The organism is Anoxybacillus sp. UARK-01, from assembly GCF_002075365.1.
Taxonomy (GTDB): Bacteria; Bacillota; Bacilli; order Bacillales; family Anoxybacillaceae; genus Anoxybacteroides; species Anoxybacteroides rupiense.
In genome coordinates, this window is the sequence record NZ_NASY01000042.1 from 93,344 (window position 1) to 111,027 (window position 17,684).

Consider the following 17,684-nt stretch of genomic DNA (forward strand, 5'->3'; position numbering starts at 1 on the left):
TATCACTTGGGATCAGCCTATGATTTTTTGTTTATATGGATGGGCTCCCAAGTCATTTCTAATTCATCCCCCGGAGCCAAAGGTTCATAAAATGTCACTCGCTCCCCGTTTTTTAGCAACGTGAAAGTCGCTGAAGCAGACGAAGGGATATCAATTTGAACATAGTTAAAAATATCTTGAAAAATAAATGACTCCATTTTCCTTTCGACCAGTTCCAGAGTCGATCCGTTTTCAACTTGATCCTCTTCATGAAGCAGCTGTCCGTTACGATAAATTTGCACCAAAGGTTTGGAAAGAGTAATCCACTCTCCATTAAAACGGACAGGGACGGAGTAGGTCAAACGGATTTGCTGAGCGTCAGCCAGCTCGCGAAGCGTTGGTGCCGCTTGGTCTGTAAGTTCAATGATGTCGCCATCCTCAAAGCTTGATGATAACCGCGCTTCCAGCTGATTTTTATAAATAGTCCCAGCCCATGCTTTGATTTCAATAGGAGAATGATTGAGATAGACGATAAATGGTTTGAGCTTTGTCAGCCATTGAGAGAGGTTGAGATCATGCAGCAATTCCTCAATGGTTTCTGGCATTTTTAAGGTAATGATGTCGCGATCATGGACATATGTATCCAAAGAAACAGCCTGTCCGTTTTGATAGACCGCTGCTTTGATTTCATACGTGTCTCCGTTTATGGTGACGGTTTTGCGCGGCAGCTCATCGATTAATTCTCTTAATGAAATGGACACTGCTTCCCCGTCTTTCCCTTTTTCGATGAAAATATCGTCTCCATCATGAATGGAGGTGTCTAAAGCAGCTGGAATGCCGTTTTTCGTAATGAGCGGAGGTTGCCCGTGTGTGCCTGGAATGGTGATCGTTTGTCCGTTGACAGTGACAACAAGAGCCATTCCTGGTTTCCCGTATAGCTTATAAATGGAAATGCCGCTGGCCAGCAAACAGTCGCCAATGGTCAGCTGCTTCATATCAAATAAGCGAACAAGCTGTCCGTTGACAGAGACGCTAACATACTTCACCGGATTTTGCTGAGATGCAATGGCAATGCCGATGGGGGTGACAAGCTCTGGCCCATGCAGATGGATGTCTGGACTGATTGTTAATTTTTGAATGGCTTCTACTCCTCGGATCGCCACGCGATGATCCGGCAATTCAAGCATTTTAGCCAGTCGTTTTGGCAATTGAGGAGTCAAGCTGCCGCCGCCAACCAACATAACGGCTTTTGGAGGCTTTCCGTTATTCAAAAGCAAGATTTCATCACTGATGGCTTGGGTAAGCCGATCAATCGCCTCGGAAATGGAGGCAACGATTTCTTCACAGCTCACTTCTGTTTCAAAGCCTAAAATATCCGTGATGGTGACGGTTGTGTTTTTGGAAAGCTCGCGTTTTGTTTGTTCAGCCAATGGAAAATCTAATAAATATTGGTCTGAAATCGCTTCCGTAATCTCATCTCCGGCAACCGGAACCATTCCATAAGCCACTACGGTGCCGAGATCAGTGATAGCGATATCAGAAGTTCCGGCGCCAATATCGACGAGCGCGACGTTTAAACGGCGCATGGTAGGCGGTATCAGCACATTAATAGCTGCGATTGGCTCAAGGGTCAGCGCCTCCATTTCAAGGTTGGCGCGTTGTAAAGCCGCCAGAAGAGAATCGACCACAATTTTAGGCAAAAATGTGGCGATCACTTCAACGGCTGCTTCTGTCCCTTGCTGGTCAATTAAACTGCCGATTTCTTGTCCGTCAATTTTGTAGTTCACTACAGAATAGCCTACGCAATAGTAATGATGGCTTTGTTCTTGCTGCTGTGCCGCCAATTTTGCTTGTGCTTGCTGCACAGCGCTTAATTCTAAATGCGTCACATCTTCTTTGGTGATCATCGTCTTTCCGGATACCCACAACGTCGCTTCAGCCCGTTCAGTTTTTAAGGCTCTTCCAGCGGCAGCAACAGAAACGCGTCGCAACGGTCCATATTTTTTTTCCAATGCTTCTTTAATTTCTATAATGGTTTTCGAGACTGCCGGGATATCATGAATTTGTCCGTCAAGCATGGCCCGTTCATCATGTTCTTTTGCTATCACATCGAATACTTGATAAGCACCGTTCATTTCTTGTAAAATAACCCCAATAACAGAGCGCGTTCCAATATCTAATGCAAAAATGGCTGTCTCATTGTTCACGGACAATTCACCTTCTTTTAAAATTTGTCATATGCTGCTTTATTACTTAAATGCGTTTAATGGCTAAAGTTTTTTAGTGACAATTGTATCCATTTCGATTATAATGTCTAATTAATAGAAATGTATCATATTTTTTTACTTTTATAAACCACGAAAGGATGAGAAAGCATGAGCAACGACAGATTAGACGAGTTAAGGGCAAGGGTCGACGAAGTGAACTTGCAGATTTTAAAATTGATTAACGAACGAGGCCGCCTTGTCCAAGAAATTGGGAAAATTAAAGAAACACAGGGCACTTATCGCTATGATCCAGTTCGTGAGCGAAAGATGCTCGATTTGATTCTTGAATATAACGACGGACCGTTTGAAACGGCGACGTTGAAACATATTTTTAAAGAAATTTTTAAAGCGGGCTTAGAGCTGCAAGAAGACGATCATCGCAAAGCGCTGCTTGTTTCGCGGAAGAAAAAGCCAGAAAATACGATTGTCAACATTAAAGGTGAAAAAATTGGTGACGGCAATCAATATTTTGTGATGGGGCCTTGCGCAGTAGAAAGCTACGAACAGGTGGCTGAAGTAGCTAAGGCGGTGAAACAGCACGGATTAAAATTATTGCGCGGGGGAGCGTACAAGCCAAGAACATCTCCATATGACTTCCAAGGACTTGGAGTGGAAGGGCTGAAAATTTTGAAAAGAATTGCTGACGAATACGATTTAGCAGTCATTAGTGAAATCGTGACTCCTGCCGATATTGAAACAGCCCTTGATTACATCGACGTCATTCAAATCGGTGCGCGCAATATGCAAAACTTTGAGCTGTTAAAGGCGGCCGGCCAAGTAAATAAACCGGTATTGCTAAAGCGCGGACTGGCTGCAACGATCGAAGAGTTTATCAACGCTGCAGAATACATTATGTCGCAAGGAAATGATCAAATTATTCTTTGCGAGCGTGGAATCCGCACATATGAACGGGCAACGCGGAATACGCTTGACATTTCTGCTGTGCCGATCTTAAAGAAAGAAACTCATTTGCCGGTATTTGTCGATGTGACTCACTCGACTGGAAGACGCGATCTATTGCTTCCTTGCGCCAAGGCGGCATTGGCAATCGGTGCCGACGGAGTGATGGCCGAGGTGCATCCTGATCCAGCCGTTGCTTTATCAGATTCAGCTCAGCAAATGGATATTGCTCAATTTAACGAATTTATGGAAGAATTAAAATCGTTTCAGCGGCAAATGGTGAAGGCGTAAATCACGCGACCCTTCCCTTTCATCGGGGCGAATACGCGCTGGTGAAAGGGATTTTTTATTTTGGTCTTAGTTTGAATAAAATACGAAAACATTTACAAATTATTTGTCAAGACGTTGCCATTGTTCCATAATGTATCGTATGATATTGCTAATATAATAAGTAGACAAGATGACGATTGTCATAAAATAGAGGTATAAGAGGAGTGGGATAAATGAATGTAACCATTTATGATGTTGCTCGAGAAGCAAATGTGTCGATGGCAACGGTATCACGAGTAGTTAATGGGAATCCAAATGTTAAGCCGTCGACAAGAAAAAAGGTATTGGAGGCCATTGAACGACTCGGCTATCGGCCAAACGCTGTCGCACGCGGGCTCGCCAGCAAAAAAACGACAACGGTCGGCGTGATTATCCCTGATATTTCGAGCATCTTTTTTGCCGAATTAGCGCGAGGAATCGAAGATATTGCTACGATGTATAAATATAATATCATTTTGAGCAACTCCGATCAAAACAAAGAGAAAGAGCTGCATTTGCTCAATACGATGCTGGCAAAGCAAGTAGATGGAATCGTGTTCATGGGGGGCAATATGACGGATGAACATGTAAGCGAATTTCAGAAATCATCCGTTCCGATTGTGCTGGCGGCGACCATTGAGCAAAATCATGCGATTCCATCGGTAAACATTGACTACGAGCAAGCCGCATTTGAAGCTGTGACCTATCTTCTTGATAAAGGAAATACACGCATAGCGTATGTGACCGGACCGGCTGATGATCCAATTAATCAGAAAAAGCTATCAGGTTATCGGCGTGCGCTTGAGGAGAGAGGAATTGCATATGATGAGGGGCTGATTATTGAAGGAGACTATTCATACGATTCGGGTATCGAAGCGTATGAAAAAATGATGGAATTGCATGATAGACCAACAGCCGTATTTGCTGGTACAGATGAGATGGCGCTTGGAGTGATTCATAGCGCGCAGGACCATGGCATTCATGTGCCAAACCAATTGGAGGTAGTCGGGTTTGATAATACCCGGCTTGCGACAATGGTGCGCCCGCGCTTAACTACGGTTGTCCAGCCAATGTATGATATCGGCGCGGTGGCTATGCGGCTGCTCACGAAATATATGAATAAAGAGCATGTCGAAAACCATATTGTTGTGCTGCCGCATCGCATTGAATATCGAGAATCAACAAAATAAACAAAGATTTTGGTGGTAGACAAAGTGAATTTTCACTTTGTCTACCATTGTTTTTCTGACTCAGAATATCTTGAAAACGGTTGGCAGACAAGGAATGTCGCCAAATATGAAATTTCATAGGCTTTGCTTCATGTTGGGACGTTGGTTGCGAATGGGATAAAGCGCTTTCTCGACAGTCAGAGCGTTTTTTTCAGTAATTTCTCCCTTGCGTGGAATGGGCGGATACAATCCTTCTGGATCGTCCCATGCTTCAGGAAGCGGAACAGGAGAGTACGGCTGCCATTTTTCAAGCCATGCTTGCGGGAGGTTTCCTGAAATGTTTGATTGTTCAGTCATTTCAAGCCAAATGAATGACCATGCTCTTGGTACGACGCGCCAAATATCGTAGCCGCCTCCACCGACGGCAATCCAGCGGCCGTCACAATATTGATGAGCGATTTCATGAGCCAGCCTTGGGATCTCACGATAAGTTTTCGTTGTGACAGATAGATGAGTAAGCGGATCGTAGTAGTGGGCATCGGCCCCATTTTGTGTCAAAATGACATCTGGCTTAAAAAAATCAGCGATTTCTCGCAATGCTTGCGTGTAAGCATCAAGCCATGATTCATCCTCGGTAAACGCATCGACGGGAATATTAAATGAGAACCCATACCCCTTTCCGTGCCCCCGCTCTGTAATGTTTCCTGTTCCAGGGAACAAATATCTTCCCGTTTCATGAATGGAAAACGTACAGACATTCGGATCGTCGTAAAAGGCCCATTGTACTCCGTCGCCATGATGGGCATCCGTATCCACATAAAGAACGCGAAGCCCATAGCGTTCTTGAATGTATTTAATCGCTACCGCACTATCATTATAAATGCAAAATCCCGATGCTTTACCGCGAAACCCATGGTGGAGTCCTCCGCCTAGGCTTAAGGCGTGGACAGCTTTTCCTGATAATACATAATCCACAGCTGTTAACGTCGCTCCTACTAGCAAAGCACTTGCTTCATGCATATTAGGAAAAATAGGGGTATCCTCTGTCCCCAGTCCGTAATTCAGGGCGATCTCATCTGTTAATTTTCCTTGCCCAGCCGCTTTAACGGCTTCAATGTAAGCACGGTCGTGAATCAATTCCAGTTCCTCATCTGTGGCGATGCGAGGTGAAATAATTTGTCCGTCTTCTAAAGCATCGATAGCTTGGAGCAAATCATAAGTGAGTTTAACGCGCAATTGGTTAAATGGATGGTCATCGTTGAATTTGTAAGTTTGAAATGCATCTGAGTATACGAACACACAATCCTTCTTCATGATGAAACCCCCGGTAGGTTTGGCCATAGAACCGTGTAGCCTGCGTTTTTTAAATCAGCAATAATTCCGGTAGGATTCATGGTTTGAATGCGGAATACAAGAATTTTGTAGCGTTCATCGCTATCTGGATAGACAAGGACGCTGGAAATATTCATATTTCTTTTCGCAAAGACCGCTGCTACTTCGCTTAGCATTCCGCTATAATTAGGTACCTTGACTTCGATCTGTGATCCAGGCTGATGCGCTCCTGTCAGTTGTACAAGCGTGTACAGCAAATCCGTTTCAGTCACCATTCCTACTAATTTTCCATCTGTTTCAATCGGTAAACAGCTAATTCGGTGCTCATAAAATAACGCCGCAATTTCTTCTACAAAATCAAGAGGGTGGCCTGTAATCACATCTGTTTTCATCAGCGTGCTAATCGGTTTTTCAAAGTCTTCTAAATGTTCATGGGCATGGAAAATAGAAGGGCTTGCATCACGAATATCACGGTCTGTCACAATGCCCAAGATGCGCTGTTCTTCATCGACGATCGGAATATGGCGAATGCGCTTCTGCTTGACTAGGTTGATCGCATCTGTGATCGTACTGTTTGGATGAAGTGTGAAGATGTTTGTTTTCATAATTTGTTCAACAATCATACCTTCTCCCCCTTTGTTTGCTGATTTAATACATAAAACGGTTCATAAACCGAAGGCGATCGAACTTTTGAATGGATTCCTGATCGACTCGTTTTCCAATGCGGGCCATAAGGCAGTTAGCCGGATGCGAGCAGATTTCAGGATCATCAGTCGCATACCAGACAAGTCCTCCAGCATTCATCATTTTCTCCATGATTTTACGATATTCCCACACATTCAGTCCGGTTCTTTTTAAATCCCAATGCCAATAATATTCTGTCGTGATGATAATATAATCTTCCATTGCATCATCCATCATCGAAACAATAAGCAAGTTTTTGCCCACTTGATAGCCGCGGAATTCAGGAATGACCTCGATGGCCCCCAGTTCGATCAAATTGCTCATGTTACCCTCAGACCAGCGCTCAAGCGGATCAGGATAAAGAAATGTGACGTAGCCGATAATGGTGTGATGATGGCGGGCGATGATAATCCTTCCTTCAGGAAGGCAAGCAATCTCGATCAGTGCTTTATGCTGTTGCTCTGGCTGTCGGAATGCGGTTAAGTCATGGTGAAATTCATAGGCTGCTAGCTTTTCGGGCGGCACCGGCCCTTCGATGATCAGCGTGCCTCTTGGAGTTTTTAGTTCTTTGGCATTATATGTTTTTTTATGTTCCATTCAGTCACCACCTGGTTATCTTTTCTCACAGTTCCATTATACATGAAAAAAAGAAAGATAAAGCGTTTTCAAAAAAACTTCAAAAAACTTTGTTTTTAAAGTTAATTTTTTAAAAATTGAGAATTTATATGAGTTATACTATAATGGAAATGTAATCATTTACATAAGGGGGAAATAGGGGAATGAAAGTGGAAACGCTATCAGTCATACAAGGGGAGCACAATTTAGCCAATTATGAGGAAACCTATCGAAATTTTGATTGGTCAGAGGCTGAAAAAAATTTTTCATGGTCGGAAACAGGCCGCGTAAATATGGCTTATGAGGCGATTGACCGCCATGTAGAGACATTCCGGAAAAATAAAGTCGCACTTTATTATCGAGATGCTTCGCGCGAGGAAAAATATACGTTCAAAGAAATGAAAGAATGGTCGAATAAGGCAGCCAATGTATTCAAACAAGTCGCTGAAGTAGAAAAAGGAGATCGCGTCTTCGTTTTTATGCCGCGTTCGCCAGAGTTGTATTTTGCTGTTCTTGGAGCAATTAAAACAGGAGCGATTGTTGGGCCGTTATTTGAAGCGTTTATGGAAGGGGCTGTTCGCGATCGCCTGGAAGACAGCGAAGCGAAGGTCATTGTCACCACTCCGGAATTGCTGCCGCGCGTTCCTGTCAATGAGCTTCCGGCCTTAAAGTATGTTTTGTTAGTGGGAGATCAAATTAAAGAGGAAGGTCCATATATCGACTTCAAAAAGCGCATGAATGAAGCAAGTAAGCATTTTGACGTTGAATGGGTGGATCGGCAGGATGGATTGATTTTGCACTATACATCTGGCTCTACCGGAAAACCGAAGGGCGTCTTGCATGTTCACAATGCGATGATCCAGCATTATCAAACAGCGAAATGGGTGCTTGATTTACAAGAGGATGATGTATATTGGTGCACGGCGGATCCAGGATGGGTAACAGGAACCTCTTACGGAATTTTCGGCCCGTGGCTCTGCGGTGCTTCCAACGTGATTATCGGGGGACGCTTCAGCCCGGAAATATGGTATCAAACAATCGAGGATTACGGCGTGACGGTTTGGTACAGCGCTCCGACGGCTTTTCGAATGCTGATGGGAGCAGGAGATGAAATTATTAAACAATTTGATTTGAGCTCACTTCGTCATATCTTAAGCGTAGGAGAACCGCTTAATCCGGAAGTAGTGCGCTGGGGATTAAAGGTATTTCATCGCCGCATTCATGATACGTGGTGGATGACAGAAACGGGTGCACAGCTCATTTGCAATTATCCGTGTATGGAAATCAAGCCTGGATCAATGGGTAAGCCGATTCCTGGAGTAACAGCGGCGATCATTGATGATCAAGGAAACGAATTGCCTCCTTATCGCATGGGGAACCTGGCAATCCGCAAAGGTTGGCCGTCCATGATGAAGGAAATTTGGAACAATCCGCAAAAATATGAATCCTATTTTATCGGGGATTGGTATGTGTCGGGAGATTCGGCTTATATGGATGAGGACGGTTATTTCTGGTTCCAAGGACGGATTGATGATGTGATTATGACATCAGGAGAGCGCGTAGGGCCGTTTGAAGTAGAAAGTAAGCTTGTTGAACATCCGGCTGTTGCTGAAGCAGGCGTCATTGGAAAGCCTGATCCAGTGCGAGGAGAAATTATTAAAGCCTTTATTTCGTTGCGCGATGGCTATGAGCCGTCTGAGGAATTGATTGAAGATATTCGTCTTTTTGTCAAGAAAGGATTAGCGGCTCATGCGGCTCCGCGGGAAATTGAGTTTCGTGATAAATTGCCGAAAACACGAAGCGGCAAAATCATGCGCCGCGTGTTAAAAGCATGGGAATTGAACTTGCCGACAGGAGATTTGTCGACGATGGAAGATTAATGATTATAGCAAAAACGGCTGACGCGAATATTGGGTCAGCCGTTTTTCGTTATTACGTATAAAATGTATCTATGGTGCATCCTCTGAGGCAGGAGCCGAGGAGGATGGTTTGGTTGTTGTTGGTGTTTCTGCCGGCTTCGTCTGTTTGACAACCACATTGGAAGGAGAGGATTCCTTTCCAGCAATATCAACGGCCGTGACATAATAAACACCAGAGCCTAATCCATCGTTAAAGGATAGCGGCTGGCCGGCTCTAATGGCTGCGACCATTTGGAACGAAGCACCTTCATGAATCGCTCGGTATACTCGATACCCGATGACATCAGGTTCACGGAGGGCAGACCATATCAATGTTTGATTGGACCAGCGTGCTGTAGGGGAATCTGGCCGTTTGCCATTCTCTTTTAATTCTTCAGCTGCTGTATAAGAATCTGGAAACAGCTTTGCAGCATCTGCTTCCTTAATACCGAGCTTGTCGAGCATCTGCTTGCTTAATATAATTCCATCTTTTGTGAATTCTCGTGGCGTTGTAGCAAGTGCTACATAACGCTTTCCATTGATTTCAACAAAGCGCCCGTTTGTTAAGGAGCGATCCTCTTCTCTTGGTGTAAACTTGGTGTTATATAAATCATAGCGTACTAATCCAGCTTTTTGGCAGCTGTCTGATGGAACAAGTCCGGATACCGAGCAATAGGCACGGCGGACAATTCCACCTGGCATATTGAACCGTTGCTTTGGAGCAATCAAGCTTGGCTTGACATCGTAAGCTGCATTCATTAGCTGCGCCCAGAGCAACAAGTTTCGTTTACTGTAAGAAAGCCCTTTATATGTTTGTTCCAATGGAGCAGGTGTATCATAGCCCATCCAAACGCCAAACGTGACATTAGGATTAGTAGCGACAAACCACGCGTCCTTATTGTCTTGTCCCGTCCCTGTTTTTCCCGCCCAGTCAGCTTGAAATTTTAAAAATGACGGAAGGGATGCCGCTGTACCTTGGCGAATAACATCGCGCATCATATCGATCATTAAATAGGAAGTTTGCGGGGAGAAGACGGGAATAGGAGTGCTATGATGTTGATAGACGATTTCCCCGTTTTTAGCGACGATTTTTTCAATTAAATAAGCATCGACAAACGCTCCAGAGTTGCCGAAGGTCGCATATGCATTCACGTTCTCTTCGACCGTTACCCCTTTTGTTAAAGCTCCGAGAGCTAACGAGAGGTTGGAGGCATCCGATTGGGTCAGGCTGGTAAATCCCATTTTTTCTAAATAGGCGATCGGCCGTTGATGAATCGTTCTCATGTAGGTTCTGACAGCCGGAATATTGTAGGAATACTGCAAAGATTGTCGCACGGATACAAGCCCGTGCGTACGGCGATCGGCGTTTTTCGGACGATATGGGCCGCTCGGTGTCGAAACGTACAGATCTACATCGGGAATGACAGAACCAGGCTGAACAACCCCCATTTCCATAGCTGGCGCATAAACTAAAAGCGGTTTCATCGTGGAGCCATTTGAACGATAGGCTTGCGTCGCATGATTTAATTGCTGGCGGTGGTAGTCTCGACCGCCGACAAAACTGATGATTCTTCCTGTTTTATTTTCAATGAGCATGGCTCCAACTTCCACCGGTTCGGTCTTCTGAACGGTTTGCCCCGCTTGATTGGTTTCTGTTCTGATCACGTCATGGCCGAAATACGGATACTTGGCGACGATCGATTGCATGCGATCGTAAATATCTTGATCAACGGTCGTATAAATATCGTATCCATTTTGCCGTAGTTGCTTTTCTGCTTTCGCTATATATTCCTGATAAAGGGGAGCATTGTTTTGTAAATCTTTTTTCTCATAACCATCTTTTTGCGCTAAAACAGCTGCTAAAATATCTTTTGATCGCTGTTCGATCTCCATTGTAAGCCATGGATATTTTTCAAATGGCGATGGCTGCGGCGGTGCAAAATGTTGTGCAATCTTATATTTCAAAGCCTCTTCGTATTGGCTTTGAGAAATATAGCCTAATCTTTTCATTCGCTTTAATACAAATTTCATTCGTTCCAGAGCTGGAGAAAGATCCTTTTTTACTTGCCCATCGCTCGTAAACGGAGTGTAACCGAATGGGCTTTGTGGAAGACCTGCCAAAAAAGCGGCCTGCGCCAAGTTTAAATCTTTTGCGTCAATGCCAAAAATCCCTTTTGCCGCTGCTTGAATGCCGGCAACATTGCGACCGGATGAATTTCTCCCGAATGGAACCACATTTAAATACGCTTCTAAAATCTCTTCTTTTTTGAAAAAGTGTTCAAGTCGGAGGGCAAGCAAAATTTCTTTGGCTTTGCGTTCAAAAGATACCTCGTTTGTCAAAATTTGATTTTTGACAAGCTGTTGTGTCAGCGTGCTGCCGCCTGTGCGCATGGAGGAATTCGTTGCTTCTTGAAACAAAGCGCGCGCAATTGCTTTTGGAACTACGCCGCGATGAGTATAAAAGTATTCATCCTCTGTAGCGATAATCGCTTGAATAACATAGGGGGACACCTCTTTTAACGACACTTCCTCTCTCTCTAAATCGGAACGGAAGCTGCCTAAGTATACCTGATTAGCAAAATAAATATGGGTCGTTTCTTCATAGTTGTAAATATCCTTTTTCATTTCTTTATACGATGGAACCGGCATATTTTTTACTAAAGAGGCAAAGTAACCAGCACCGACTCCGAAAGCAAAGCAGGCAGCGCAAATAAGCAAAATGATGAACACAAGAAAAACATTCCACACAATTTCATACGTGATATATAGGTTTCGCAACGCTTTTTGCAGGGAAAACGGTTGTCTTGGCTGTTCCATGTTTGCCTCCATAAAAATCAAGTATGTCTTAAAAAATATGTGAATGTCCCAGTATAAGTTGAGCATGTCGCAATATGGACGCTTCAACATTTATCCTTGTGTGAGCAGGTGATGACCGGCTTGCCTTTCGACCGTGAGTTTTTGATTTCGTGCAGCACAAGGACAACGGGTGAGCGATTTGACCTTACGCCACAAGCATGCTAATGAATCCATCTTTCCCGGTTCATGAAGTTCATCCTTCACGAATAGATGGAGCGAATCGTTCCATGTAAAGGCTTTTACACAATCATGCAGCAAAAGGCGTTCGGTTTTTTTTGAGAAAAAGCCAAATCCATTCGGTTGGAAAGCTAACGGCAAATGTAAGAGAATAAAAATTAGTTTTATTATATCATATAAAATGTCAAATATTATGACTTTTTGTCCTTTTTTGCGATCATATTTGACAATTCAAATGGATTGTGGTAAAAACATGTATATCCTAAAATGAATGATTTAAGCGATGACAGGAATGAGTAGTGTTTATCTCCCTGTTTCAGAGAGCTGGTGGTTGGTGTGAACCAGTGCAAAGGTAGACGCGAATTACCTCCTGGAGCTTCTTTTGCGAACGGCTCTGCGAATGCTCAGTAGCAAAAGACGGTGAGAGGCCGTTATCCAAACAAGCGAGGGAGCAGAATGCTCTCTAAGTAGGGTGGTACCGCGATCAACACTCGTCCCTTCAATGTGGAGGGACGAGTTTTTAATTTTTATGGAGAGGTGAAGCGCATGAATTTACTTCATGAATTAGAGTGGCGTGGGCTTATCAATCAAGTCACAGATCACGAAGGACTAGAAAAATTATTATCTGAAGAGAAAATCAGCTTATATTGCGGATTTGATCCGACAGCTGATAGCCTGCATATCGGCCATTTATTACCGATTTTGACTTTAAGAAGATTTCAGCAGGCAGGACATTTTCCTATTGCGCTCGTTGGTGGAGCAACCGGCCTCATTGGTGATCCAAGTGGAAGGAAAAGCGAGCGCTCATTGAACGAAAAAGAGATTGTACAGCAATGGAGCGAAAAAATCAAAGAACAGCTATCTCGCTTTTTAGATTTTGATACGGCGGAAAATCCAGCGAAAATTGCGAACAACTATGACTGGACTCGTTCTTTGGATGTTATTTCGTTTTTGCGGGATGTCGGAAAAAACTTTGGCTTAAACTACATGCTTGCGAAGGAATCTGTTCAATCGAGAATTGAAACGGGCATTTCCTTTACAGAATTCAGCTATATGATTTTGCAATCCTTTGATTTCCTAAAGCTATATCAAAATGAAAATTGCAGGCTGCAAATTGGCGGAAGCGACCAATGGGGGAATATTACAGCAGGATTAGAATTAATCCGCAAGACGGAAGAAGAAGCGAAGGCATTTGGCTTGACGCTTCCTTTAGTCACGAAGGCGGATGGAACAAAGTTTGGTAAAACGGAAAGCGGCGCTGTCTGGCTTGATAAAGAAAAGACGTCTCCATATGAGTTTTACCAGTTCTGGATTAATACAGATGATCGGGATGTGATCAAATACTTGAAGTATTTCACATTCTTAACAAAAGAGGAAATTGAACAGCTAGAGAAAGAATTACAGGAAGCGCCAGAAAAACGCACAGCGCAAAAAGCATTGGCGGAGGAAGTGACAAAGCTTGTACATGGAGAAGAGGCGCTGCGGCAAGCCATAAAAATTTCCGAGGCCTTATTTAGCGGCAGCATTTCTGAGTTGACAGCAGATGAGATTAGACAAGGATTCCACGATGTTCCATCATTCGAGTATACAGGAGAAGCAGAGGAAGTGTCTCTTCTTGAACTTCTTGTCACGAGCGGAATTGTTTCATCGAAACGACAAGCGCGTGAGGATTTAACAAATGGCGCGATTTATGTGAATGGCGAAAGGGTACAGGATGTGAATAAAGTCTTGACAAAAGAGGACCGTGTGGAAGGACAGTTTACCGTAATCCGACGCGGTAAGAAAAAGTACCATTTGATCCAATATAAATCATAGTAAACAAAATCCCTCTGGAATACTCCAGAGGGATTTTTCACATTAACGAGAGTAGAACTCAACGATCAATGCCTCGTTAATTTCAGCTGGCAGCTCAGAGCGTTCAGGGAAACGAGTGTATGTTCCTTCTAATTTTTCAGCATCTAATGTTAAGTAATCAGGAACGAAGTTGTTAACCTCTAACGCTTCTTTAATGATTTGAAGGTTGCGAGATTTTTCGCGAACAGAAATAGTTTGTCCTGGTTTCACGCGATACGATGGAATATCTACACGGCCTCCATTTACTAGAATGTGACCATGGTTCACTAATTGGCGAGCTTGACGACGTGTACGCGCAAGGCCTAAACGGTAAACAAGGTTGTCAAGGCGAGATTCAAGAAGAATCATGAAGTTTTCACCGTGTTTACCAGCCATTTTTCCAGCTTCGTCAAATGTTTTGCGGAATTGGCGTTCATTTACACCGTACATATGACGGAGCTTTTGTTTTTCTTGCAACTGCAAGCCGTACTCAGATAGTTTTTTACGTTGACCTGGACCATGTTGGCCTGGTGGGTAAGGACGCTTTTGCAACTCTTTACCTGTACCGCTTAATGAGATGCCAAGACGGCGAGAAATTTTCCATGTTGGACCTGTATAACGAGCCATAATGCTCCTCCTTTTGCTTTTATTTTAGGTAAAATAAAAGCAGACGTGAATCAACAATTAAGGCCATTTTGTTTTCATGTATCCTCGCTCTAGCAGCTAAGAGTTACACGATACACCTCTTGACGAAGAGGAACAAAATGAACCAATAAAGGTGACCACATAGGCTGCTATATTTTACACAAACGATATTATATGATTTTTATAAAATAAAGTCAACCTCAACATTTTATTTCTTTATAGTCCGTTCGTATGGTATAATAAAAGATGTAATTTTTTGAAAAAAACTTTCACTCTTTTCAATAAATGGCGGTGTTTTTGTTACAGAGACAAGACTATAGATGCAGGTGAATGGAATGATGAAAATAGAGGAGAAAGAGGCGTATACAGCTTTTAAAGAAAAGTTTTTTGATTGGATGCTGTCGTATGAGGAGTACGACCATTTTTCAAAAGTTATGATGCACTTGCTTCTATTGCTGAAGCAGGAGTTTATGCTAGAGGAAGCCACGCTGTTTTTATTTGATCCTTTTAAAAAAGTCTTTTATCCCGAAGTTACGACAAAAGAAGGAGAACCTTTTTACGACTTTTTACCTAATACCAAATTTCACGAAGATAGCTCGATGAAAAAAGTCCATGTCTATGAGCGCGATGAACAATATACAGCTGCACAAATTGTTCTTTGGCATTCTGAAGAGTTTTTAGGGGTTTTGCAGCTTATCTATATAAAGCGGCAATGGAGCCTTTCGTTTCTCGAACAAATTGAAGCGGACTTTTCTCGGTTGTTTAGCAAAATGAAGAAATTTTCGCGAGGATTGGGAGAGGAAAGACGATATGAGCTCCTTCACCATTTCACAACTAAAATTCATGCATCAATGAAAATTGAAGATGTTTTGGAAGAAATTATCGAAACATTGCAAGAAGTCTATCCTTCGTTTACATACTATTTATTTTTGTCCCACGATCATCAATATCATGACCGCTTGCCAATCAAAACAATTATGTTTGAAGATGCCGATGAAAACATGGGAGCCATGCAGGCATTTTTAACCGGAAAGGTTCAAATTGAGGATTCTATTGCTCTTCAGCGATCAATTTTGTACGCACCGATCAAAGGTGCGCAAGGTGTTTATGGAGTTATTGAAATTATTGCACCACATATTATGGAGTTCCCGAAAAGTGAAATTAATTTCATTTCATTGTTGGCAAATACTGCGGGAAGCGCGCTTGAGAACGCGAAGTTGTACGAGCAGTCACGCAGGCTGGTTGCCGATTTGCAGTTGATTAACGAAACGATGCATTGTTTGAATGCTAATTTGCGCTTACAGGACGCTTTGGAATTTATGGTCAAACAGATTAAGCTTTCATTTGGTGCCGAAGAAGTCGGTTTCTTTTTGTTTGATTCTGATAAAAAAAAGCTACAGCCTGGAAGTACACCCTTTTTCCGCACGCGTCAAGGGAAAAAGTATGTTGAATTTGTTTCAAAACGAATTCGCACAGAACGGGACATGGTGTTTTTAGGAGAGGCTAAAATAGACGCATCGTCATCCGCCCCTGTTTTTCGTTCGCTAATGGCTGTTCCAATGGTGCAAAACAGAGTATTAAAAGGAGTCGTCATCGTTTTGCATCGTCAGCCTTATTATTTTACATTTGAAATGTTTAAGCTGCTTCAATCATTAATTCATCATTCCACGCTGGCTTTCGCCAATGCTATGCTGCGGGAGGAATTGGAAAGCCTCGTAGTGACAGATTATTTGACCAAATTGTATTCCCGTCATTATCTAGATGAACAGCTCCAAAAATCAATGGAAAGAGATGCGTTCGGTACGTTTATTTTAGTGGATATCGATAATTTTAAAGAAATCAATGACACATACGGACATCAAACGGGAGATGCTGTCATCATCCAAGTAGCAGATATTATTAAGCAAAACATTCGCGAAAGCGATATTGGCGCTCGCTGGGGAGGAGAAGAGCTGGCTATTTATTTGCCAAAAGTCGGTCTTACAAAAGGCATTTCTGTTGCCAATCGCCTTGCGATTAAGGTGAGAGAGGAAACCCATCCTTCTGTCACTGTTTCCTGTGGTGTTTCTTATTGGAAAAAAAATCGTCATGAAGAAGCGACGGAATTGTTTAAACGAGCTGATGAAGCCCTTTATATGGCCAAACGGTCAGGAAAAAATTGCGTATTTGTTAAAGATTATCATCATCAGTATAAGGCATAAAAGGAATCCTAATTGATATATGGATTCCTTTTATGTGCTTGGTGGGGATCATGACAAAGAATCGGCTAACGTCTCTACAAATTTCTCTAAAAAGTGCTGATCGATTTCGTCAAAACGATTTTTGATTGGACTGTCGATATCGAGAACGCCGATTAATTTTCCATTCTTTATGATAGGAATGACGATCTCCGATTGAGAGGCGGCATCGCAGGCGATATGTCCTGGAAATTGATGAACGTCAGGAACGCGCTCTGTTTGTTGATTTTTTGCTGCTGTTCCGCACACTCCCTTGCCAAATGGAATACGTACGCATGCTGGAAGCCCTTGAAATGGACCTAGTACTAGCTCTTCTTCTTCTGCTAGATAAAAGCCGACCCAATTCACTTCATCTAAAAATTGATACAACAAAGCTGAAGCGTTGGCTAGATTAGCAATGACATTGCTTTCTCCTTCCATTAGCGAGCGCAGCTGCTTAATCACTAAATGGTAATTTTCTTCTTTAGTTCCGTTATAAGTGATGGCATGAAACAATAAGATCGCTCCCTTCGTTGTTGCAATATTTAGGGGGATATAGCCGTCATTTGATGCATTAACATGGATCCCCCAATGAGCAGATGATGCTCTTGTTTTGCTGCGGTGATCACGGCAAGCCATTGACTGTTTTTTTTACCTGAAAAGCGTTTATACGCATGATTGCCCTACTAGCAGGCGACAAAAAAGAGAAGGAGGGCCAACCTTGTTTAATGGATGACGTTTCTTCCTATGTTCGATAGTATGAATAAAAAATCATACTGATGTCGGATTGATTACAATCAATTT

At 42.9% G+C, this 17,684-nt stretch carries 12 protein-coding genes and 1 other annotated feature; of the genes, 5 read left to right on the forward strand and 7 right to left on the reverse strand.

What is annotated here, in order from left to right:
- Positions 1-17 precede the first annotated feature (17 nt).
- Complete coding sequence (locus B6A27_RS10200; protein ID WP_080862051.1) at positions 18-2,186, reverse strand: cell division protein FtsA; 2,169 nt, start codon at positions 2,184-2,186, stop codon at positions 18-20.
- Positions 2,187-2,354: 168 nt separating this feature from the next.
- Between B6A27_RS10200 and B6A27_RS10205 the strand changes: the two genes are divergently transcribed.
- Both B6A27_RS10205 and ccpA read left to right on the forward strand, forming a co-directional pair.
- Positions 2,355-3,437 carry a bifunctional 3-deoxy-7-phosphoheptulonate synthase/chorismate mutase gene (locus B6A27_RS10205; protein ID WP_044745905.1) on the forward strand — a complete coding sequence of 361 codons (1,083 nt, stop codon included), beginning with the start codon at positions 2,355-2,357 and terminating at the stop codon, positions 3,435-3,437.
- 212 nt (positions 3,438-3,649) lie between these two features.
- Positions 3,650-4,645, forward strand: a complete 996-nt coding sequence (gene ccpA, locus B6A27_RS10210; protein WP_044745906.1) for a catabolite control protein A — start codon at positions 3,650-3,652, stop codon at positions 4,643-4,645.
- A gap of 114 nt (positions 4,646-4,759) precedes the next feature.
- On the opposite strand, the gene B6A27_RS10215 is transcribed toward ccpA, so the two are convergent.
- From B6A27_RS10215 to B6A27_RS10225, 3 genes are read right to left on the reverse strand one after another with little or no spacing between them, the layout of a single operon-like run.
- Positions 4,760-5,938, reverse strand: a complete 1,179-nt coding sequence (locus B6A27_RS10215) for an acetoin utilization protein AcuC (protein WP_080862052.1) — start codon at positions 5,936-5,938, stop codon at positions 4,760-4,762.
- Positions 5,935-6,579, reverse strand: coding sequence for an acetoin utilization AcuB family protein (locus tag B6A27_RS10220; RefSeq protein WP_066150162.1), 645 nt, complete (start codon positions 6,577-6,579; stop codon positions 5,935-5,937). The genes B6A27_RS10215 and B6A27_RS10220 overlap by 4 nt, the downstream gene beginning before the upstream one ends.
- Positions 6,580-6,604: 25 nt before the next feature.
- A complete protein-coding gene (locus B6A27_RS10225; protein ID WP_044745909.1) occupies positions 6,605-7,237 on the reverse strand; it encodes a GNAT family N-acetyltransferase in 633 nt (210 codons plus the stop codon).
- Between the two features lie 182 nt (positions 7,238-7,419).
- On the opposite strand from B6A27_RS10225, the gene acsA reads away from it, so the two are divergent.
- Positions 7,420-9,135, forward strand: a complete 1,716-nt coding sequence (gene acsA / locus B6A27_RS10230) for an acetate--CoA ligase (RefSeq protein WP_080862053.1) — start codon at positions 7,420-7,422, stop codon at positions 9,133-9,135.
- Positions 9,136-9,204: 69 nt separating this feature from the next.
- Here acsA and B6A27_RS10235 read toward each other — a convergent pair whose 3' ends face one another.
- A complete protein-coding gene (locus B6A27_RS10235) occupies positions 9,205-11,970 on the reverse strand; it encodes a transglycosylase domain-containing protein (RefSeq protein ID WP_080862054.1) in 2,766 nt (921 codons plus the stop codon).
- A 490-nt stretch (positions 11,971-12,460) separates the two neighbouring features.
- Positions 12,461-12,688: a binding site (T-box leader), on the forward strand.
- A gap of 44 nt (positions 12,689-12,732) precedes the next feature.
- On the opposite strand from B6A27_RS10235, the gene tyrS reads away from it, so the two are divergent.
- Positions 12,733-14,001 carry a tyrosine--tRNA ligase gene (gene tyrS / locus B6A27_RS10240; protein WP_044745912.1) on the forward strand — a complete coding sequence of 423 codons (1,269 nt, stop codon included), beginning with the start codon at positions 12,733-12,735 and terminating at the stop codon, positions 13,999-14,001.
- A 42-nt stretch (positions 14,002-14,043) separates the two neighbouring features.
- On the opposite strand, the gene rpsD is transcribed toward tyrS, so the two are convergent.
- Positions 14,044-14,646: a 30S ribosomal protein S4 gene (gene rpsD / locus B6A27_RS10245; protein ID WP_044745913.1), complete on the reverse strand. Its 603-nt coding sequence runs from the start codon at positions 14,644-14,646 to the stop codon at positions 14,044-14,046.
- 356 nt (positions 14,647-15,002) lie between these two features.
- Here rpsD and B6A27_RS10250 point away from each other — a divergent pair, with 356 nt between their 5' ends.
- Entirely contained in the window at positions 15,003-16,865 is a 1,863-nt protein-coding gene (locus B6A27_RS10250) for a sensor domain-containing diguanylate cyclase (protein ID WP_080862055.1), read from the forward strand.
- Positions 16,866-16,913: 48 nt separating this feature from the next.
- On the opposite strand, the gene B6A27_RS10255 is transcribed toward B6A27_RS10250, so the two are convergent.
- Positions 16,914-17,396, reverse strand: coding sequence for a GAF domain-containing protein (locus tag B6A27_RS10255; RefSeq protein WP_044745915.1), 483 nt, complete (start codon positions 17,394-17,396; stop codon positions 16,914-16,916).
- Between the last annotated feature and the right edge of the window lie 288 nt (positions 17,397-17,684).